The organism is Microbacterium sp. Z6_144, from assembly GCF_057197625.1.
In genome coordinates this window covers 2,249,568-2,269,073 of the sequence record NZ_JBXVPT010000001.1, presented here as the reverse complement: position 1 = coordinate 2,269,073, position 19,506 = coordinate 2,249,568, and the positions used below count along the sequence as shown (strand labels likewise).

Here is a 19,506-nt window from a genome sequence, read left to right as displayed (position 1 = left end):
GAGATCGGGTTGCCGGCGGGCGCCGGACGTCTCACATGTGCGCGGTTCCGACCTCCTCGAACTCGACGCGATGCGCGGTGCGCAGGATCTCCACCGTGCGCGCGACCTCATGGTCACGCCGCTCCGCATCCCAGCCGAGGACGTCGGAGACGGCGTCGGCGACTTCACGGAGAGTCTGAGGGGTCATGCCGCCGACGAACGCGATCGAGGTGCGGCGCAGGAGCAGGTCGATGAGATGGACGACCTGCTCGGTCCCGGCCAGGTGCGCCAACTCCTCGCGGTAGTACCCCGGGGCGTGCTCGAGCGCGGCGGCGTCGACGGGGATGGCCGTGAGCACGTCGGCAGCTCGCGTGCCGTAGCGCGTCAGCATCCGGTCGGCCAGCTCCGCGGAGTGCCCCGCGGCGTTCTGCCGGATCCACTGGCGCCGTTCGGCGTCGGTGCGCGGGAAGCCCTCGCCGCCGCCGATCGCGAGACCCACGGTGCTCACGCGGTGCCGACGGCCGAGGGTCTCCATCGTCCGGGTGCTCAGGTGTTCGGCCAGCGCGCGGAACGTGGTCCACTTGCCGCCGACGAGGCTGAGGATGGGGATCCCCTGAAGGGTGTCGTCGACGATGCGGTAGTCGCGCGACACGAAGCCCGGCGCCGTGTCGTCGTGACGGGGCAGCGGGCGGATCCCGGAGAAGGTGTACACGATCTGCGACCGGTCCACGACGATGTCGGGATACACCTGCTTGACGAGGTCGAAGAAGTAGTCGATCTCCTCGTCGGTGGTGACCACGGGTTCGGCCGGGTCGGCGTCGATGTCGGTCGTGCCCACCAGGACCCGTCCCTTGAGGGGGTAGATCAGGACGATCCGCCCGTCCGACGCCTCGAAGAAGATCTCCCGGCCCCTCGTCGCGGCCAAGAGCTCCGGGTGGTCCAGCACGATGTGCGAGCCCTTCGTGCCGCCCATGAACCGGGTCGGCATCCCGAGTGCATCGTTGGTGAGGTCGGTCCACGGGCCGCTGGCGTTGACGACGACCTTGGCCCGGATGGAGAATTCCTCGCCGGTCACCTCGTCGCGCAGCAGCACCGCGCCGCCGGCCATACCCGCGGCTGCGACATAGTTGACCGCCAGTGCGCGGGGGCCGCCGGCTTCACGTCCATCGTGCAGCACGTCCAGCGCGAGGCGCTCGGGGTCCCACATCGAGGCGTCGTAGTAGGTCGCGGTGTACTTGACGTCGGGGTTCATCGCGGGGAACTCCGCGAGCGACTTCTTCCGTCCGTGGAAGCGGTGGCGGGGGACCGTGCCGCCGCCGCGCGAGAACGTGTCGTAGATCATCAGGCCGGTCTTGATCAACAGCGCACCCCGCTCGCGCGGCTTCCCGCGCCCGTGCGTGACGAGCAGGCGGAAGGGCGCCGAGAGGATGCCGGAGAGCGTCTTGAAGATCGGGATCGTGGTCTCCAACGGACGCACGTAGTGCGGCGCGGTCCGCAGCAGCGCATTGCGCTCGGTGACCGCCTCCTGCACGAGCCGGAATTCGCCGTTCTCGAGGTAGCGGATGCCGCCGTGCACCATGTGGCTCGAGGCGGATGAGGCCCCGGAGACGAAGTCGCCACGATCGATGAGAGCGATATCGACCCCCTGCAGGGCCAGATCGCGGAAGGCCGCGATGCCGTTGATGCCTCCGCCCACCACGAGGATGTCGACCTCGCCGCGCTCGCGGAGAGCCTGAACATCGGGGCGGGAGGGGGGAGTCGACATCGAAGACACGGGTCCGACCTTTCGTGTGGTGCGTCCTACCAGGGTGCCCCCCGGTTGAACGTAGTTGCAAGCAGTCTGCACAAACGTGCACACTGGCTCTGACATTCCAGGAGGCGCCATGCCGTCGGCATCCACCCGCGCGCAGGACGCCCTGCGCGCGGCGCAGCTGTACTACCTGCAAGACCTGACGATGGAGGGCATCGCGCGCGAGATGCACGTCTCTAGGTCGTCGGTGTCGCGCCTCCTCTCGTATGCGCGCGAGAGCGGACTCGTGACGATCTCGATCCATTCGCCGCAGGATGCCCGAGACCAGCTGGAGAACCGTCTCGCGCGCCGGTTCGGCGTCACGGCGCATGTGGTGCCGACCCCGGATCGCATCAGTGAGGCCGAGCGGCTCGAGCGCACCGCGCTGTCAGCGGCGCGGATTCTGACGGAGCGGGTGGATTCGTCGATGACGATCGGGATCGCGTGGGGGTCGACGCTGTCGGCGGTCGCGCGGCACCTGCCCGCCAAGCGCACCCACGATTCGCGTGTGGTGCAGATGAACGGCGCCGCGAACGTGCGCACCTCCGGCATCCCCTACGCGGGGGAGATCCTCACGCGGTTCGGCACGGCCTGGTCGGCCTCGGTGCACCAGTTCCCCGTGCCCGCCCTGTTCGACGATCCGCTCACCAAGAGCGCGATGTGGCGTGAGCGGTCGGTGCGGGCGGTGCTGCAGATCCAGGAGCACGCGGGCGTCTTCGTGTTCGGGCTGGGGTCGCCCCACGCGGATGTGCCGTCGCACGTCTACTCGGGCGACTACTTCGACGAGGTCGACCGCCGTTCGATCCAGCGGCACGGCGTGGTGGGCGATTGCGCGACGGTGTTCTACCGCATCGACGGCACATCCGACGGCATCGACCTCAATGAGCGCTCCAGCGGCCCGGACCTCGACGCGGTGCGCCGGATCCCCAACCGGTTCTGCGTCGTGTCGAGCCTGTCCAAGCTCGACAGCCTGCGCGGAGCGCTGGCGGCGGGGATCATCACCGAGCTCGTCGTGGAGGAGTCGCTGGCCCGGCAACTGCTGGAGGTCGCCGCCGCCCCCTGAGCGCTCCGTCAGAGCTCGCCGAAGCCGTCCTCGACCATCGAGCGCAGTTCGTCGACGGCCTCCTGCGCCTGCGGCCCGGTCGCCGCCACCCGCACGCGCGTGCCGGGGCGCACACCGAGCGACATGAGGGCCAGCAGGCTGTTTCCGGCGATGGGCGCCGACCCGGAATCGAGGTCGGACACCGTCACGCGGGCATCGAAACGTCCGGCGGCGCGCACGAACGCGGCGGCCGGACGCGCGTGCAAGCCCGACGGGTTGCGGATGACCGCTTCGAACGACGCCTCATCCACCGTCCCCGCATCGCGGGGCAGGTCGCCGGATGCGGCGGCGACCGGTTCGTCGCCCAGCTGCGTGCGTTTGGCCTCCAGCGCGCCTGCCACCTCGGTGGCGACGTCATCCAACGACCCACCGGCGGCCGCTGCCACCACGGCGGCGACCAGCCCCTCCACGAAAGGGGCGGAACTGAGGACGACCGGAGCCCGGGTCTGCACGAACTCGCGCGCCATCTGCGCGCTGAGGATCGCGGAGCCGAGATCCATCAGCACGAGGACCCCGTCCTCGGATGCGGCGCGGTCGATGGCCGCCGCGATCTCCACGGCGTCGGTGCCGAAGCCCCCGTCGGAGGTGCCGGCGGCCACCTCGATGCGCGGCGGTGCGTCGCCTCCCATCTGCAGTGCCAGGTCGACGCCGGCGGCAGCGAGGGCAGCGCTGTGCGACACGACGACGAGTCCGATCATGCCGCCTGCTCCAGCGCGTCGCGCAGCGCTTCAAGGAGAAGAGTCGCCGATGCCGCGCCCGGGTCCATGTGGCCGGCGCTGCGTTCACCGAGGTAACTGGCGCGACCTTTCCGCGCCACCAGCGGGATGGTGGCGTCACGTCCCTTCTGTGCCGCCTCCACCGCCGCGCGCGCGGCCGTCGCGGCATCGGCGCCGTCGGCGACGGCGGCGTCCCACGCGTCGGCTGCGGGCAGCAGCGCGTCGATCATCGTCTTGTCACCGGGTGCGGCCTTGCCGCGGGCGACGAGCCCTTCCACACCGGCGCGGAGCGCCGCTCCCAGACCGTCGGCGTCGAGGGTCGCACCGGTCCCCGCAGCGGCGCCCAGACGCAGGAAGAACGTGCCGTACAGGGGCCCGCTCGCTCCGCCGACCGTGGAGACCAGCGTCATCCCGACGGTCTTGCCCAAGTCGGCAGGGGTGGACGGTGCATCGGCGGCCAGCTTGCCCACCACCGCGTGCATGCCGCGTGCCATGTTGGAGCCGTGGTCGGCGTCGCCGATCTCGGAGTCCAGAGCGGTCAGCTCGGACTCATGCTCGCTCACGAGTGCGTCGAAGCGTGTCATCCAGTCGCTGAGGACGGCGGTTGTGACGGCCATTCGCCTCACGCCCCCCAGCGCAGCCCGGGGGTGGTGACCGGCGCGTCCCACAGCCGGATCAGCTCATCGTCGGCCTTCACGACGGTCAGAGAGCATCCGGCCATGTCGAGACTCGTGATGTAGTCGCCCACGAGGGAGCGCTGCACCTCGACGCCGGCGTCGGCGAGGAGAGCGGCGACCTCGCCGTACATGAGGTACAACTCGATCAGGGGAGTGCCGCCCAGGCCCGAGAGCATCACGATCGCGGGTCCCGTGGCATCGAGGTCGGCGAGGATCGGTTCCACCAGCATCCGGGCGATCTCCTTCGCCGGCGCCAGCGGCACACGCTCGCGCCCGGGTTCGCCGTGGATGCCGACGCCGATCTCCATCTGGTCGTCGGGCAGCTCGAAGGTGGGCTTTCCGGCAGCCGGCACCGTGCAGCTGGTCAGCGCCACACCCATCGAGCGTCCGCTGGCACTCACCTTCTCCGCCAGCGCGCGCACGGTGTCGAGGTCGGCGCCCTCCTCCGCGGCCGCGCCGACGACCTTCTCCAGGATCACCGTGGTGCCGGTGCCGCGGCGACCGGCCGTCCACGTGGAATCCTGCACCGCGACGTCGTCGGCGACCAGGACGGATTCGACGCGGATCCCCTCGGCGGCGGCGAGTTCGGCGGCCATCTCGAAGTTGAGGACGTCGCCGGTGTAGTTCTTCACGATGTGGAGGACCCCGGCACCGGAGTCGACGCCCTTCGTGGCGGCGAGCACCTGGTCGGGCGTCGGCGACGTGAACACCTCGCCGGCAGCCGCGGCATCCAGCATCCCCCTTCCGACGAAACCGCCGTGCATCGGTTCGTGCCCGGATCCGCCTCCCGAGACCAACGCGACCTTGCCGGGTCGCGGGGGTTCGCCGCGATACACCACGCGGTCCGCGGTGTCCACGCGCAGCTCGGGATGTGCGGCCTGGATGCCCCGGAGGGCCTCGATGAGAACATCGGCGGGTGCATTGATGAGCTTCTTCATGGGTCCCTCCGGGCGCGGCGGTGCGGTCAGGGAGAATCTCCACCTGACCGCGGGGCCTGTCAAGGGCGCGCGGGAGCGGTCAGCGCCGCTCGTGCGGGAGGACCTGACGGATGCGATCGATCGGGCCGGCGGCCGGGACCTCGTTGTAGACGCCGGCCAGCTCCTGCCCCGACAGGGCGTGGATGGCCGCCATGATCTCATCCGTGGCGGCCCTCCTGGCGCGGCCGGACGATGCCGGTCCGTGCGCGGTGAGGTCCAGGGGGGCGCCGAACCGAACGGTGATCCGCTGACGGAGCGTGGGGAAACGCGCGCCCACCGGCATGACGACATCCGTGCCGCTCAGGCCGACCGGGACGACCGGCGCCCCGGTCTGCAGCGCGAGGAAGGCTACCCCGGTGCGGCCCTTGTAGAGGCGTCCGTCGAGGGAGCGCGTACCCTCCGGGTACAGCGCGACGGCGCGGCCGTCCTCGAGCAGCCGTCGCTGCTGGTCGAGGGCGTCCAGCGCCGCCTGGCCCGCCCCCCGCTCGACGGGGATCGCGCCCAGCCCGGAGAAGAACTGTCGCGACGCCCAGGAGTCGAAATAACTCGACTTCGCCAGGAAGTGCACCGGCCGGGGAGCGGCGACGGGGATCGCGATCGAGTCGATGAACGACAGGTGGTTGCTCGCGAAGATCACCGGTCCCGTCCGCGGCACCAGTGCCCGGCCCTCGATGTGGGGCCGGTAGATCGCGCGAGCCAGCGGAGCGACGACCGTCCGCCCGAAGGCGTAGGCCGCACCGCCTCGCGGAAGCGGGTCGCCGTCGGGCGTGGCGGCCGTCGCGGGCGCCTCCTCGGAAGTCACCCGACGAGGCTACCCCGCATTTCATTCCCCCTACGGCATGCCCTGTTCTCAGGCGCCTCGTAGGCGGGATGCGCCAGGATGGACTGTCCCCGACACCCTCGAGAGGTTCGCCCGTGCGCATCCGACCGCTTGCCACCCTGTCACTGGCTGCTGCCGCAGTCGTCGTCCTCGCCGGCTGCTCGGGCGGATCCGCCCCGGAGGCGAGCCCGACCGGGACTCCCGGGGATCTGTGCGCGGCCGCCGCGCCGTCCGGCGCCGCCTCGGACGCGGTGACCGTCGAGGGGGAGTTCGGCTCGACGGCCACCGTGAGCTTCGGGGCGCCGCTGGAGGTCTCCGACGTCGAACGCACGGTGGTGACCGAGGGATCGGGTAAGGAGGTCAGCGCGGGTGACTATGTCTCCTACGCCCTGACCGCGTTCGATGCAGGCACCAGCGAGCAGATCGCGACCGCGGGCTACGAGTCGCCCCTGCAGCCGCAGCAGATCTCGCCGGAAAGCGCGCTCGGACAGGTTCTGGGATGCGCGCCGCAGGGCTCGCGGGTGGTCGCCACCCTTCCCGGCGACGGCGGGCAGAACGCCCCGCAGGTCTACGTGTTCGACGTGCTCGACGTCATCCCGGAGGCGCAGTGGTGCGTCGCGGAGGAGTTCGATGGAAACGCCCCGGCCGTCACCTTCGGCGAGGGCGGCGCACCGGCGATCACCATCCCGGCCACCGATGCGCCCGCGGCGGTCTCCGTCGAGGTGCTCGAGGAAGGCGACGGCGACGTCGTCGAACCCGGGAGTGCGGTCGACGTGAACTACACCGGCGTCAAGTGGTCGGACGGATCCACCTTCGACTCCAGCTGGGATCGCGGGGAGAGCGAGACTTTCACCACCGATGGCGTGGTCGACGGTTTCCGCGTCGCGCTGGAGGGCCAGCAGGTCGGCTCGACGGTGCTGGTCGCGATGCCGGCGACGTGCGCGTACGGCGAGAGGGCGTCGTCGCAGCATGAGCTGGCCGGCGAGGCTCTCGTATTCGTGGTGAACATCATCGCGAGCGAGAACGCCGGACAGTGACGCGGGGGCGCCGTCGGTAGGCTGACCGGATGCGGCGCGTCCTCGTTCTCGGATCGACCGGCTCGATCGGCACCCAGGCCCTGGAGGTCATCCAGGGCCACCCCGATCGGTTCGAGGTCGTCGGCCTCGCCGTCGGCAGCGACCGCGAAGGGATGCGTGCGCAGGCCGAGCTGTTCCATGTGGAGCACACCGCCGTCGGCGCGGCCGAGGCCGAACAGCTGGTCCGCGACGTCGAGGCCGACGTCGTGCTCAACGGCATCACCGGCTCCGTCGGTCTCGGGCCGACCCTCGCGGCGCTGGAGGCCGGGCGCACCCTCGCCCTGGCGAACAAGGAGTCGCTGATCGTCGGCGGCGATCTCGTCACGGCCCTGGCGCGACCGGGTCAGATCGTGCCGGTCGACTCCGAGCACTCCGCGATCGCCCAGGCCCTGCGGGCCGGGGAACACGGGGAGGTGCGCCGCCTCGTGCTCACCGCATCCGGGGGGCCCTTCCGAGGCCGGACGCGCGCGGAGCTGGCCGACGTCACCCCGGCAGCCGCGCTCGCCCACCCGACCTGGACGATGGGACGCGTCGTCACGACGAACTCGGCGACCCTCGTCAACAAGGGGCTGGAGGTGATCGAGGCGCACCTCCTGTTCGACGTGCCCTACGACCGGATCGACGTGGTCGTGCACCCGCAGTCGATCGTGCACTCCATGGTCGAGTTCGTCGACGGCTCCACGATCGCCCAGGCGTCGCCGCCGGACATGCGCCTTCCCATCTCGCTCGGACTCGACTGGCCGCACCGCATCGCGGGCGTGGGGAGCCCGCTGGACTGGAGCGCCCCGTCGTCGTGGACCTTCGAGCCGCTCGACGAGGACGCCTTCCCCGCCGTGGCGCTGGCCAAGCAGGTCGGCCGCCTCGGCGGCACCTACCCGGCGGTCTTCAACGCCGCCAACGAGCAGGCCGTGGACGCGTTCCACGAGGGACGTCTGGCGTTCCTCGGCATCCTCGACACCGTCCGGGAGGTGGTCGAGGCGCACGAGGCGCCGGGGGAGCTCACCCGCGAGTCCCTCGCCGAGGCCGAATCCTGGGCGCGCGCGGCGGCGGACCGGGCCATCTCCGCCGCATCCTGACGCCGAGAAACGGCAATCCGGACGAGAAAGGGCGCGCGGCGTGCCGTTTCGCCCGTTTCGTCGTTTCTCGGTGGGGTTAGGGCGCGGGGTAGGGGCGCTCGGGGTCGGAGGACGGGGTCTCATCCGGCGGGTAGGGGACCGGCCACGCGGGGTCGGGGACGGGCCATCCGGCAGCACGCAGCGCACGACGCGCGAGCTCGCGGGCCGAATACGGCGTGCGCCGCCCGCGGATGTCGCGGTAGTCCTGGTGGCCGGGCCCTGCCCACAGGATCGCGTCGCCGTCGCCCACGAGCGCCACCGACTCCACGATGGCGCGCTCCGGGGGCGAGTACTCGTGGATCTCGGCGTCGGGACGGGCCCGCCGCGCGCCCTCCAGGAGGGTCGCGCGGATGGAATCCGGATCTTCGAACCGCGGGTGGTGGTCGGTCAGCACGAGGATGTCGCTGCCCTCCACGGCCGTCCGACCCATGTCGTGGCGTTTGGTGGCATCGCGGTCGCCATCGGCGCCGAACAGCATGACCACCTTGCCGGGGGTGACGCGGCGGACAGCGGTGAGGGTTTTCTCGAAGGCGTCGGGGGAGTGGCCGAAGTCGACGTACACCGCGGGGCCGCGATCCCCGGAGACCCGCTGCGTGCGACCGGGGAGGAAGGCCGCGATCCGTCCCCCGTCCAGCGCCGCGACCAGGGCGTCCCACGCGTACCCGGCCTCGAGCAGCATGACGATCGCGAGCCCGGCGTTGGATGCCATGTGCCGGCCGATGACCGGTACGACCGTCGTGAGGGATTGCCCCGCCGGCCCGGAGAGGGTGAACTCGGTTCCGTCCTGCCGCTCCTCGCGGATCTCCACGACCCAGTCGGCCGCCGACGCGGCGTCGGGGTCGGCGGCGATGACGGGCGTCGCCACCGTCACGACGGGGATCCCGGCTCGGGCGACGACCTCGGCTCCGGGCGCGGAATCGAGCGACACGACGCCGCGGCGCGCGCGGTCGGGCTGGAACAGCGGGAGCTTCGCCTCGAAGTACTCCCGCATGTCGGCGTAGTCGTCGAGGTGATCGTGGGAGAGGTTCGTGAACGCCGCGACGTCGAACACCAGCCCGTCCACGCGGTGCCGGCTGAGTGCCTGCGCGCTCACCTCGACGGCGACCGCCTCGACGCCGCGCTCGCGCATGAGCGCCAGCAGCGCGTGGAATTCGGATGCCTCGGGCGTGGTCAGCCGCGAGACGATGACCTCGCCGGCGATGTGACGCTCCGCTGTCGAGGACAGACCGGTCACCACCCCCAGCTGCCCGAGGATCCCCTCGAGCAGGTGCGAGACGCTCGTCTTGCCGTTCGTGCCGGTCGTGCCCAGCAGGAGCGGCAGGTCGTCGTCGGCCCCGGTGCCGTACACCCAGGCCGAGAGCTGACCCAGGAGAGCGCGGGGGTTGTCCACGACGACCAGCGCGACACCTGCGTCTGCGGCCAGACGCGCGCCGTCCTCATCGGTGATGATCGCGACGGCGCCGGCCGCTACGGCCTCGCGCGCGAGCTCGGCGCCGTGGCGGTTCACCCCGCGAAGGGCGACGAAGGCCTCGCCGGAGCGGAGGTCTGCGGTGGCGAGGGTGATACCCGACACCGTCACGCCCGCGGTGTCGCCACGCACCTCGGCCCCGAAACGGCGGGCGAGGTCGTCGAGCGTGCGCACGGGCGGCCGCTGGGGTCGCAGAACGGGCGGGAGATTAGTGGGGGCGTCGGTGGGCATGGCGCTCCCATCCTCTCACCCGCCGCGGGGAGTCCCCCGATCCCGGCTCGCGCGGGTCTGCGGTCGCGGCCCACGGACGGCGCGGGCCCACGGACTTAGGGGGACCCGGTGCGCCGCCGCCGCGCGACGACGCACCGGGATCGGTCACGCGCGGCGCCGGTTCAGCGCCACCACCGCGACCACGAGGGCGGCCGAGCCGAGGGCGAGGCCGCCGGCACCCAGCCACAGCGCGGCGGTCGCCGCCGAACCAGGGGCCGCGGGCGCGGAGGCGGCATCCTCGGACGCCCCGGCCGAATCCGGGTTCGGGGCGCCGTGACCGTGCGTCGCCTCTTCGTCGACCGCCGTGACGGCGACGGCCGGGGCGGGCGATTCCGGCTCCTCCTCGCCCTCGACGGTCTCCTCGGTCCACGCGGTCGAGCCGGTCGTGCACTCCTGGATCACCGGGAATGCGACGACCGACCCGGCCAGTTCTGCGGAGAAGCGCGCATCGAGGCTGACTTCGCCCTTGATTCCCGACTCGATCGGTTCGGTTGCCGTGTAGACGACGCGGCTGACGGTGCCGTTGTCGGCGACGTCGCGGTGGATCGACCATCCCGCCGACGAAACCGGCACCACGCTGGTGACTCCGTCCGGGATGTCGACGGCCAGCGCGGTGGTCGGGAAGTCTTCGCAACCGTGGCTGAACGAGAACGTCAGCGTCGTGGTGCCTTCCGCGGGTGAGGTGTCCGGCGTGACGTGGATGTGCGCGACGGCGGCCAGGGGCGATCCGACGACGAGGGCGGCCCCGGCGAGCGCGCCGAGGATGACGCGCGCGCGGCGGCGCGCCGGGATGACGGTGGTAGGGGACATGACTCTCTCTTCGCAGTGTGGGTGGGCCGCCGGGCGCGCGGGGCGGGCGCGCGCAGGCACGCGCCCGCACGGGCAGCATCGAGCGTGCCCGTGCGCCTCAGGCGGCGAGGGTGGGGAGGAACCCGTGCGACGGCGGTCCGCGGCGCGACACCGAGGCCGCGCGAGGGCGCGGACGCACGAGCGGCGCGCTGTCGCACAGGGCGCGCACCGGGCGGGGAACCGAGATCGTCGGGATCTTCGGCGTCGAGGGCGGCAGGAACCGGGGGAGCCGGCGCGCGATGGCGCGTACGGCCTGCTCCCCCCGGGTGAGAGCGAGGATCGTGACGAGGGCGGCACCCGTATGCGCCGCGGTCATCGCCGCGCTGCCGGGACCGCCGGGAAGTGCCGCCACCGCCGACTCGCCGACCACGACAGCGCTGCCGTGGACATGCGGGGCGGCGGCGTCCCACCGGCCCAGATCGCCGATCGTGGCGAAGGCGGCGTGGAAGAGGAGCTGGCTGAATCCCACGGCGAGCGCGGTGCGCCACGGCGCCGTGCGGGCGCCGGCGAGCGCTGTCGCCCCGGGGATGGCGAGCGCCGCGACCACCGCGCAGAACAGCGGGCTGGGTGCCCCGCCTCCGGCGAGGGAGTGGGCTGCCGCGGCGATGACGGTCGCGAGCACGGCGAACGCGGAACCCCGCAGCGCCCTGGCCGACCGTGTGCTCACGGCTCCAGGCTAGGTGCCCGGCGCGAGAAGCTCCACGGCCAACTCAAAGGCGCGCCGGGGTACCGTGAACGGCGTGACGGTTCTGCTGTTCGTGCTCGGTGTCGTGCTGCTCGTCGTCGGGCTCGCGGTGTCGATCGCGCTGCACGAGATCGGCCATCTCGTTCCCGCCAAGCGCTTCGGCGTCCGGGTCGGCCAGTACATGATCGGCTTCGGTCCGACGCTGTGGTCTCGGCGTTTCGGTGAGACCGAGTACGGCGTGAAGGCGATCCCGCTCGGTGGCTACATCTCGATGGCGGGCATGTACCCGCCGTCCCCCCGTGAGCGCGAGGCCGCGTTGGCCGGAGAGCAGTCGGGCAGAGCCGGCGGCGGATTCTTCGCGACGATGGTGCAGGATGCGCGCGCCGCCAACGACGAGACGCTCACCGGCGACGACGACCGGCGCGCGTTCTACCGCCTGCCGGTGTGGAAACGCGTCGTGATCATGCTCGGCGGGCCGGTCATGAACCTCGTCCTGGCGGTCGTGCTGTTCGCCGTGCTCTTCAGCGGCTTCGGGATCGCCACGGCGACGACGACGATCGCCTCCGTGAGCGAATGCGTCATCCCCGCCGACGCCGACCGCACCGATTGCGGGCCGTCCGACCCGGCGGCCCCCGCCGCCGAGGCCGGCATCCTGCCCGGGGACGTCGTGCTGTCCGTGGACGGGACGGACGTCTCCACGTTCGACGAGCTGTCCGCGATCATCCAGGACCACCCCGGCGACCCGCTCGGCGTGGTGCTCGAGCGCGACGGCCAGGAGCAGTCGCTCACGGTGACGCCGCTGCGCACCGACCGGGAGGTCGTCGGCGAGGACGGCCGGGCGGTCATCGGCCCCGACGGCGAGGCCCGGATGCGCGAGGTCGGCTTCATCGGTGTCGGCCCGCAGGTCAGCCGCGTCACGCAGCCGCTGTGGGCCGGTCCGCAGGCGGCAGTCGAGAACGTCGGAGCCGTCGCCGGCATCATGACTCAGCTGCCGGTGCGCGTGTGGGACACCGCCGTCGACCTCTTCACCGGTCAGGAGCGCGACCCGAACGGCCCGCTCAGCGTCGTGGGGGCAGGGCGCCTGGCCGGCGAGGTCGCCGCGACCGATGCGCCGGTCCTCGATCGCGTCGCGAGTCTCATCGGACTCGTCGCATCGCTGAACATCGCGCTGTTCGTCTTCAACCTCATCCCGCTGCTGCCGCTGGACGGCGGGCACGTCGTCGTCGCGCTGTGGGACGGCCTCAAGCGCGCGTGGGCGAAGCTGTTCCGCCGCCCGCCGCCGCGACCGGTGGATGCGACCAAGCTCGTGCCGGTCACGTTCGTGGTCGTCGTGCTGCTGATCGGGATGGGGGGCATCCTGATCCTCGCCGACCTGTTCAACCCGGTGTCGCTGTTCTGATCCGCGCAGGTCAGGACAGGGCGTGGGTGAGGAGGCGCTCGAGCGTGCGCATGCCGTCGCGCGACAGGATCGACTCCAGGTGGCCCTGCACCGAGGCGTAGCCGGGTCCGCGCAACGCGTAGACGTCGCCGGCGGAACCGGCGGCGACCTCGGCGTCTCCTACCCGGGTCGTTCCCGCGGGAACGCGGGCGGTGAACGTGTTGTAGAACCCGATCGAGGCCGATTCGCCGAACACGTCGACGCTCAGCTGGAGACCCTGGTGAGGCCGGTCCAGAGGCGCCAGGCCGATCCCGAGCGAACCGGCGAGGATCTGGTGGCTCAGGCACACCGCCAGAAGCGGGGCCCCCGACGAGCGACGCCGCGCCACGACCTCGCGCATGCGCTGCATCCGCGGGCTGTCCGGGTCGCGCGGGTCGCCGGGACCGGGGCCGGACACGACCACACCGGCCGCATCCAGCTGCGCATCGGTGACCTCCGACCACGGCGTGATGGTGACGTCGAACCCGAGGTGACGCAGCTGATGGGCGAGCATGGTCGTGAAGCGGTCCTCCGCGTCGACGACGAGGGCGTCCCGGCCGGCGAACGGGCCCGCCGGTGCGGTGTCCTGCGGCTGCAGCCAGAACGCCGCGAGGCGGGCGTTGCGTGAGGCGAGAAGCTCGGCGATGGCCGGATCGTCGGCCAGGGCGGGGTGTCCGCCGGCCGGAGCGTCGGGATCGGGAGCCGGAGCATCCCGCGGGATCGCCCCGATCGCGCCGAGCACGCCGGCAGCTTTCCCGTGGGTCTCGCTGACCTCGCCGTACGGGTCGGAGTGGCGCACGAGCGTCGCGCCCACCGGCACCCGCAGGCGCCCGTCGACGAGGTACGCGGTGCGGATGAGGATCGGAGCGTCCAGATCGTGCGTCGCGCCTCCCTCGTCACCCGTCGACGGGTCGGCGGGTGTGAACAGCGCGGCCACCCCGGAGTAATAGCCGCGGGGCGTGGTCTCGTGCCGGGCGATGACCGTGCACGCGTTCTGCATGGGGGAGCCGGTCACCGTCGGGGCGAACATCGTCTCGCGCAGGATGTCGCGCGGGTCGAGGCGACTGCGACCGCGCAGCATGTACTCGGTGTGGGTGAGGCGCGACATCTCCTTCAGATGCGGACCGGTGATGCGCCCGCCGTCCGAGCACACCGCCGACATCATCTTCAGTTCCTCATCCACGACCATGAAGAGCTCCTCGGTCTCCTTGGTCGACTCGAGGAACTCCGTCAGGGTCTCGGCCGTCGCACCACCGGGTGGGTGGCGGAAGGTGCCGGAGATGGGGTTCATCGTGACGACCCCACCCCGTGCGCTCACGTGCGCCTCGGGGCTCGCGCCCACCGCGATGTGGCCGTCGGTCACGACCGCGAAGGTCCAGTACGCACCACGCTCGTGCTCGAGCAGCGCGCGGAACCAGGTCAGCGCCGCCACGCGGGGGTCGGTGTCAACGGTCGCGGTGAAATCCCGCCGGATGACGAAGTTGGCGCCCTCGCCGCGGCCGATCTCCTCGGCGATCACGCGGCGGACGATGCCGGCGTACTCCTCGTCGCCCTGGTCGAAGCCGGGATCCCCGAGCGGCACCGGCGCCGAGGGGAGCGCGGCGATGACCGCGTCGCGGGGGAGCGCGTCATGCCGGTCCACGACGAGACAGCGCAGCGGAGCGCCGTCGTCGTGGCTGACGAAGCCGCGCTCGCGCACCTGCCGGAACGGCACGAGCGCGAGGACCTCGCGGGCCCGGCCCGCGGCATCCGTCAGGGGGATGTCGGCGAGGAGCGCGACGTCGACGACGTCGCCGGTGAGCACTTCGACGGTGGATGCGTCGCGGGCGAGCAGCGCGAAGGGCGCGGTGCCCTCGGCGAGGTCGCGGAGGATCTGGGGGATGTCGGGCCGGGTCATCGTCGATCTTTCGTCGGAGGGGCGACCGTCCAACGAAGAAGACCGCCCCGGGGGAGCGGTCTGTTACGCGAACACACCGCCTAGACGGTGAGCCACCAGCTGAGGTTCGCGGACATGGGCCGAATTTATCACACCACCGCATCGAGCCCCCTTGCAGGAGCGCGGCGTAGGCTAAACGGGTGCCAGCAGTCAACATCGGAATGCCGCGGATTCCCGAGGTGCTCGCGCCCCGACGCAAGAGCCGCCAGATCCGGGTCGGCAAGGTGCTGGTGGGCGGAGATGCTCCCGTCAGCGTGCAGTCGATGACCACGACACCGACGACGAACATCAACGCCACCCTTCAGCAGATCGCCGAGCTGACCGCGTCCGGGTGTGAGATCGTGCGGGTAGCAGTGCCCAGCGCGGACGACGCCGAGGCGCTGCCGATCATCGCGAAGAAGAGTCAGATCCCCGTGATCGCTGACATCCACTTCCAGCCGAAATACGTCTTCCAGGCGATCGACGCCGGATGCGCCGCCGTCCGGGTCAACCCCGGCAACATCCGCCAGTTCGACGACAAGGTGGGGGAGATCGCCGCCGCCGCCAAGGCCGCGGGGGTGTCCCTGCGCATCGGCGTGAACGCCGGATCCCTCGACAAGCGCCTCCTCGAGAAGTACGGCAAGGCCACGCCCGAGGCGCTCGCCGAAAGCGCCCGGTGGGAGGCGTCGCTGTTCGAGGAGCACGACTTCCACGACTTCAAGATCTCCGTCAAGCACAACGACCCGGTCATCATGGTCAAGGCCTACCGGCTCCTCGCCGCCATGGGCGACTGGCCGCTGCACCTGGGCGTGACCGAGGCCGGCCCCGCCTTCCAGGGCACGATCAAGAGCGCGACCGCCTTCGGCATCCTGCTGTCCGAGGGCATCGGCGACACCATCCGTGTCTCGCTGTCGGCCCCGCCGGCCGAAGAGGTCAAGGTCGGCCACCAGATCCTGCAGTCGCTGAACCTCCGCGAGCGCAAGCTCGAGATCGTGTCGTGCCCCTCCTGCGGCCGGGCTCAGGTCGACGTCTACACGCTCGCCGACAACGTGACCGAGGGTCTCAAGGACATGACCGTGCCGCTGCGCGTCGCCGTCATGGGCTGCGTCGTGAACGGACCGGGAGAGGCCCGCGAGGCCGACCTCGGCGTCGCATCCGGAAACGGCAAGGGTCAGATCTTTGTGAAGGGCCAGGTCATCAAGACTGTCCCCGAATCTGAGATCGTCGCGACGCTCATCGAGGAAGCCAACCGCCTCGCCGATGAGATGGGCCCCGACGCCCGCATCGGCACCGCGCAGGTCGTCACCGTCTGACCCGTGGGCGGTGCGCCCCAGGGGGTTCACGCGCGGGCACAGCTGCGGAGATCTTCGGCGACGCGCCGGGGTGCGGGTGGATGTGGCGGGGTGTCGCCGCCCGGATCCGCCGTTGTGCGCCCGCGGACGTTGCCATGGCGGGGGTGTGCGGTCGGGAGTCGGGCAGGGCCCGGGGCGGCCACGGGTTGGCAGGTGGCATCGAGGCGGGTGCCGGCGCATCCACTACCGTCATGAATCTCATGACCGACTCCACGATCGCACCCGCGCCGCTTTCCCGGCCGATCATCGCGGGCGCCGTCACCGCCCTGGTCGGGACGACGAGCACCTTCGCGGTCGTCCTGACGGGTCTGGATGCGGTGGGCGCGACCCCGGCGCAGGCCGCCAGCGGCCTGATGGTGCTGTGCGTGACCATGGGGGTCGCCTCGATCCTCCTCGCGTGGCGCTCCCGCATGCCGGTCACGGCGTCGTGGTCGACGCCGGGGGCGGCGGTGCTGGCAGCCACCGGCGCCGTCGAGGGCGGGTGGCCCGCCGCGGTGGGCGCGTTCCTCGTCACCGCGGGCCTCATCCTGCTCACGGCTCTGTGGCCGCAGTTGGGCCGGCTCATCGCCCGCATCCCCCCGTCCATCGCGCAGGCGATGCTCGCCGGGGTGCTGCTGCCCCTGTGCCTGGCGCCGGTCGGCGGACTCGTCGCCAACCCGTGGGGCGTGGCGCCGGTGCTGGTCACGTGGCTCGTCTGCGTCCGCCTCGTGCCGCGGTGGGCCGTGCCGCTGTCCTTCGTCGCGGCCGCCGTGGTCGTCGGCATCCACGTCGCAGCGACCGGGGCGAGCGTGCCCCCGGGCGATCTGGTGCCCCGCATCGAGCTGACCGCGCCGACCCTCACCGGGGGAGCGGTGGTGGGGCTTGCGCTTCCGCTGTTCCTCGTGACGATGGCGTCGCAGAACGTTCCGGGCGTGGCGATCATGCGCAGCTATGGATACACCGTCCCGTGGCGCGGAGCGATGCTCGTGACCGGAGTGGGGACGGCCCTGGGTGCGCCGGCGGGCGCTCACGCCATCAACCTCGCGGCGATCAGCGCGGCGCTCGCGGCCGCGCCGGAAGCCGACCCCGACCCGAAGCGCCGGTGGGTGGCGGGTGTGTCCACGGGGGCGACCGCCATCGTGCTCGGCGCACTGTCTGCCGCCCTCGTGGCGCTCGTCGTCGTGGCGCCGGAGGCGGTGGTCCCGGCGGTAGCCGGTGTCGCGCTGTTCGCGACCTTCGGGTCGGCGGTGCAGCAGGCCATCGACGACCCGGGGGAGCGGCTGCCGGCGGTCGTGACGTTCCTCGTCGCTGCATCCGGTGTGGCGATCGGCGGAGTCAGTGCCGCGTTCTGGGCGCTCGTGGCGGGGCTGGTGGTGCGGGCCGTGCTGCATGCCGGACGCCGCTGAGGCTCCTCGGTGCGGCTTCGCCCGGCCGGTCCTCCTCTCCCGGCGCTTCGCTGCGCAAAACTCAGGAGATTCGGGCGTTGCGGCGGTGTTCCGGGGGCCGCGCCCGGCGTGTCTCCTGAGTTTTGAACGGCCCGGGCGGGTCAGGAGAGGGCGCCGCCGCGGAGCGGGGCGTCGTCCCGCACATCCAGCGCCGTGCGTAGTGCGACCTCGACGGCCCGGACGAGGTCGCCCATGGCCAGCGACGGCGCACCGGCGGGCCCCACACCATCAGCCCAGGGCAGGTGGAGGAAACCGGCCCGGGCGGGCGTCCCCGCGGTGGCGTGCAGCACGGTGTACATCACGGCGTTGCAGACGAACGTCCCCGCGGTGTGCGAGGCGGATGCGGGGATCCCGGCCGCGGCGATGGCCGCCGTGATCGCCTTGACCGGGACCGTCGCGAAGTACGCCGCCGGTCCATCCGCGACGACCGGGTCATCCAACGGCTGGACGCCGTCGTTGTCGGGGATGCGGGCGTCGGCGAGGTTGATCGCGACGCGCTCGGGCGTCACGGCCGCGCGGCCCCCGGCAAGGCCCGTCGCGATGACGAGGTCGGGAGAGTGCTGGTCCAAGAGCTCACGCATCCGCGCGGTCGCGCCGGCGAACGCCACGGGCAAGACGTCGGTGATGAGAACCTCCGGCCCGCGCCACCGATCCGCGACCACATGCACGGCTTCCCCGGACGGGTTGGATGCGTCGCCGCCGAAGGGCTCGAATCCGGTCAGCAGTACGGTCGCCACCCCTCCAGCCTAAAGAACGTGAGTGGACCGTTATAGGCGGCGATCCGCTGAGTACCGGCGGCACCCCTATCCTCCGAGTATGTTTCGGCGCGCGCCCCGGGTGGGGGCCACACTCTCCTTCGTCGTCGTTGTTCTGGCCCTGGCGGCCTGCGCGCCCGCGCCCGATCGAACGCCGACGCCCTCGCCGGATGTGAGCACTCCGGCTGCGGCGACACCCACGCCCAGCATCGCGCCGTCTGTGGCGTTCGAGGGCGACTGCGCTCGCGTTCTCACCCCCGAGGAGCTCGAGGCCACTGCGGGGGCCGGGCTGACGCTCTTCGACGACTCTTCGTCCTTGCTCTCGACCCCCCCGGCGCTCTCGGCGAATCTTGGCGGAGTGATGTGCAGCTGGTACACCGACAGTGGCAACTACGTGGGTGTGAGCGTGCTCGACTCGGCCGTGGTTTCGAGGGAATTAGTGGGTCGGTACAGCACCATGCAGTGTGGCGGTACGACCGGCTCGTGCGAGATGGGCCGCGTCGTCGGCGGCGCATGGATAGGCGTGAGCGTGGTACCCATGCTCGACGATCCCTGGCGGGAGATGTCGGACGAGGAGGCTTTGCGCGAAACCGATCGCCTCGAGGCGGTCATCCAAACTGTGGCGGCGAAGGCGACTCCGAGCATGGCTGTCGCCAGGGCGCGTGACGCCGAGTGGTGGAGCATTCCGGACTGCGAGGATGTGCGCGGGGTGGTCGAGACCGCAGTGGGCGAGCCCATGACTGCCGGATTCCCCGGCGATTCGGTGCCGGCCGGCCTTGCATGGGAAGTCCTCGTTGACGCGGGAGCGGCGGAATGGTGCTCCTCGTACCGCACGACTGCGTACTCGTCGACCATCGCCGAGGTCTACCCCCAGCCGGGCGCGGGAGCGCCGAGCGAGCGGACGCTGCAGGGTCAGGATGTGCAGGAGGTTGAGGTCGAGGGCGCCGATGCCGCCTGGATGCAGGTGGATCCCCAGCATCCCAGCGATGTGGCGCTCGCCGCCGTCTCAGGGCCGAATCGCCTCACCATCCGGTTCGCAACGGGCGGCGACCCCGCGCGAGTGCTCGAACTCGCCCCCCGGCTGCTCGCTGAGCTCGGCTGAATGTCCACCACGCCCCCG

Annotated in this window: 17 protein-coding genes; 7 read left to right on the top strand and 10 right to left on the bottom strand. The window is 71.7% G+C overall.

Features of this window, described 5'->3' with window-relative positions:
- Window positions 1-31 precede the first annotated feature (31 nt).
- A complete protein-coding gene (locus tag AC2DGY_RS11070) occupies window positions 32-1,744 on the bottom strand; it encodes a glycerol-3-phosphate dehydrogenase/oxidase (RefSeq protein WP_484509741.1) in 1,713 nt (570 codons plus the stop codon).
- Window positions 1,745-1,862: 118 nt separating this feature from the next.
- On the opposite strand from AC2DGY_RS11070, the gene AC2DGY_RS11065 reads away from it, so the two are divergent.
- Complete coding sequence (locus AC2DGY_RS11065; RefSeq protein ID WP_484509740.1) at window positions 1,863-2,831, top strand: sugar-binding transcriptional regulator; 969 nt, start codon at window positions 1,863-1,865, stop codon at window positions 2,829-2,831.
- A gap of 8 nt (window positions 2,832-2,839) precedes the next feature.
- Here the strand turns inward: AC2DGY_RS11065 and dhaM are convergent, their stop codons facing one another.
- From dhaM to AC2DGY_RS11045, 4 genes are all read right to left on the bottom strand, one after another.
- Window positions 2,840-3,568 (bottom strand): dihydroxyacetone kinase phosphoryl donor subunit DhaM, encoded by a 729-nt coding sequence (gene dhaM, locus AC2DGY_RS11060; protein WP_484509739.1) that lies wholly within the window; start codon window positions 3,566-3,568, stop codon window positions 2,840-2,842.
- Entirely contained in the window at window positions 3,565-4,203 is a 639-nt protein-coding gene (dhaL, locus tag AC2DGY_RS11055; protein WP_484509738.1) for a dihydroxyacetone kinase subunit DhaL, read from the bottom strand. The genes dhaM and dhaL overlap by 4 nt, the downstream gene beginning before the upstream one ends.
- A gap of 5 nt (window positions 4,204-4,208) precedes the next feature.
- Window positions 4,209-5,201, bottom strand: a complete 993-nt coding sequence (gene dhaK, locus AC2DGY_RS11050) for a dihydroxyacetone kinase subunit DhaK (protein WP_484509737.1) — start codon at window positions 5,199-5,201, stop codon at window positions 4,209-4,211.
- 79 nt (window positions 5,202-5,280) lie between these two features.
- Window positions 5,281-6,042: a lysophospholipid acyltransferase family protein gene (locus AC2DGY_RS11045; protein WP_484509736.1), complete on the bottom strand. Its 762-nt coding sequence runs from the start codon at window positions 6,040-6,042 to the stop codon at window positions 5,281-5,283.
- A gap of 113 nt (window positions 6,043-6,155) precedes the next feature.
- Here AC2DGY_RS11045 and AC2DGY_RS11040 point away from each other — a divergent pair, with 113 nt between their 5' ends.
- The gene (locus AC2DGY_RS11040) at window positions 6,156-7,097 is read left to right on the top strand and encodes an FKBP-type peptidyl-prolyl cis-trans isomerase (RefSeq protein WP_484509735.1); all 942 of its coding nucleotides are present in this window, start codon (window positions 6,156-6,158) and stop codon (window positions 7,095-7,097) included.
- A gap of 29 nt (window positions 7,098-7,126) precedes the next feature.
- Window positions 7,127-8,212 (top strand): 1-deoxy-D-xylulose-5-phosphate reductoisomerase, encoded by a 1,086-nt coding sequence (dxr, locus tag AC2DGY_RS11035; protein WP_484509734.1) that lies wholly within the window; start codon window positions 7,127-7,129, stop codon window positions 8,210-8,212.
- Window positions 8,213-8,288: 76 nt separating this feature from the next.
- Here dxr and AC2DGY_RS11030 read toward each other — a convergent pair whose 3' ends face one another.
- From AC2DGY_RS11030 to AC2DGY_RS11020, 3 genes are all read right to left on the bottom strand, one after another.
- Window positions 8,289-9,950 (bottom strand): Mur ligase family protein, encoded by a 1,662-nt coding sequence (locus AC2DGY_RS11030; protein WP_484509733.1) that lies wholly within the window; start codon window positions 9,948-9,950, stop codon window positions 8,289-8,291.
- 144 nt (window positions 9,951-10,094) lie between these two features.
- Complete coding sequence (locus AC2DGY_RS11025; protein WP_484509732.1) at window positions 10,095-10,799, bottom strand: DUF1775 domain-containing protein; 705 nt, start codon at window positions 10,797-10,799, stop codon at window positions 10,095-10,097.
- A 97-nt stretch (window positions 10,800-10,896) separates the two neighbouring features.
- The gene (locus tag AC2DGY_RS11020) at window positions 10,897-11,505 is read right to left on the bottom strand and encodes a hypothetical protein (protein ID WP_484509731.1); all 609 of its coding nucleotides are present in this window, start codon (window positions 11,503-11,505) and stop codon (window positions 10,897-10,899) included.
- Between the two features lie 73 nt (window positions 11,506-11,578).
- On the opposite strand from AC2DGY_RS11020, the gene AC2DGY_RS11015 reads away from it, so the two are divergent.
- Window positions 11,579-12,922 (top strand): M50 family metallopeptidase, encoded by a 1,344-nt coding sequence (locus tag AC2DGY_RS11015; RefSeq protein ID WP_484509730.1) that lies wholly within the window; start codon window positions 11,579-11,581, stop codon window positions 12,920-12,922.
- 10 nt (window positions 12,923-12,932) lie between these two features.
- Here AC2DGY_RS11015 and AC2DGY_RS11010 read toward each other — a convergent pair whose 3' ends face one another.
- A complete protein-coding gene (locus AC2DGY_RS11010; RefSeq protein WP_484509729.1) occupies window positions 12,933-14,837 on the bottom strand; it encodes an anthranilate synthase family protein in 1,905 nt (634 codons plus the stop codon).
- 200 nt (window positions 14,838-15,037) lie between these two features.
- On the opposite strand from AC2DGY_RS11010, the gene ispG reads away from it, so the two are divergent.
- Both ispG and AC2DGY_RS11000 read left to right on the top strand, forming a co-directional pair.
- A complete protein-coding gene (gene ispG / locus AC2DGY_RS11005; protein ID WP_484510008.1) occupies window positions 15,038-16,168 on the top strand; it encodes a flavodoxin-dependent (E)-4-hydroxy-3-methylbut-2-enyl-diphosphate synthase in 1,131 nt (376 codons plus the stop codon).
- 230 nt (window positions 16,169-16,398) lie between these two features.
- Window positions 16,399-17,592, top strand: coding sequence for a benzoate/H(+) symporter BenE family transporter (locus AC2DGY_RS11000; RefSeq protein ID WP_484509728.1), 1,194 nt, complete (start codon window positions 16,399-16,401; stop codon window positions 17,590-17,592).
- A gap of 140 nt (window positions 17,593-17,732) precedes the next feature.
- Here the strand turns inward: AC2DGY_RS11000 and pcp are convergent, their stop codons facing one another.
- Window positions 17,733-18,368: a pyroglutamyl-peptidase I gene (gene pcp / locus AC2DGY_RS10995; protein WP_484509727.1), complete on the bottom strand. Its 636-nt coding sequence runs from the start codon at window positions 18,366-18,368 to the stop codon at window positions 17,733-17,735.
- 238 nt (window positions 18,369-18,606) lie between these two features.
- Here pcp and AC2DGY_RS10990 point away from each other — a divergent pair, with 238 nt between their 5' ends.
- Window positions 18,607-19,488 carry a hypothetical protein gene (locus AC2DGY_RS10990; RefSeq protein WP_484509726.1) on the top strand — a complete coding sequence of 294 codons (882 nt, stop codon included), beginning with the start codon at window positions 18,607-18,609 and terminating at the stop codon, window positions 19,486-19,488.
- Window positions 19,489-19,506: the final 18 nt, after the last annotated feature.

Excerpts from the sequence above, each read along its gene's own strand:
- AC2DGY_RS11070 (WP_484509741.1), bottom strand. The coding sequence starts at position 1,744 with ATGTCGACTCCCCCCTCCCGCCCCGATGTTCAGGCTCTCCGCGAGCGC.
- AC2DGY_RS11025 (WP_484509732.1), bottom strand. The coding sequence starts at position 10,799 with ATGTCCCCTACCACCGTCATCCCGGCGCGCCGCCGCGCGCGCGTCATC.
- AC2DGY_RS11030 (WP_484509733.1), bottom strand. The coding sequence starts at position 9,950 with ATGCCCACCGACGCCCCCACTAATCTCCCGCCCGTTCTGCGACCCCAG.
- dhaK (WP_484509737.1), bottom strand. The coding sequence starts at position 5,201 with ATGAAGAAGCTCATCAATGCACCCGCCGATGTTCTCATCGAGGCCCTC.
- AC2DGY_RS11000 (WP_484509728.1), top strand. The coding sequence starts at position 16,399 with ATGAATCTCATGACCGACTCCACGATCGCACCCGCGCCGCTTTCCCGG.
- ispG (WP_484510008.1), top strand. The coding sequence starts at position 15,038 with ATGCCGCGGATTCCCGAGGTGCTCGCGCCCCGACGCAAGAGCCGCCAG.
- AC2DGY_RS11065 (WP_484509740.1), top strand. The coding sequence starts at position 1,863 with ATGCCGTCGGCATCCACCCGCGCGCAGGACGCCCTGCGCGCGGCGCAG.
- dhaL (WP_484509738.1), bottom strand. The coding sequence starts at position 4,203 with ATGGCCGTCACAACCGCCGTCCTCAGCGACTGGATGACACGCTTCGAC.
- dhaM (WP_484509739.1), bottom strand. The coding sequence starts at position 3,568 with ATGATCGGACTCGTCGTCGTGTCGCACAGCGCTGCCCTCGCTGCCGCC.
- AC2DGY_RS11010 (WP_484509729.1), bottom strand. The coding sequence starts at position 14,837 with ATGACCCGGCCCGACATCCCCCAGATCCTCCGCGACCTCGCCGAGGGC.
- dxr (WP_484509734.1), top strand. The coding sequence starts at position 7,127 with ATGCGGCGCGTCCTCGTTCTCGGATCGACCGGCTCGATCGGCACCCAG.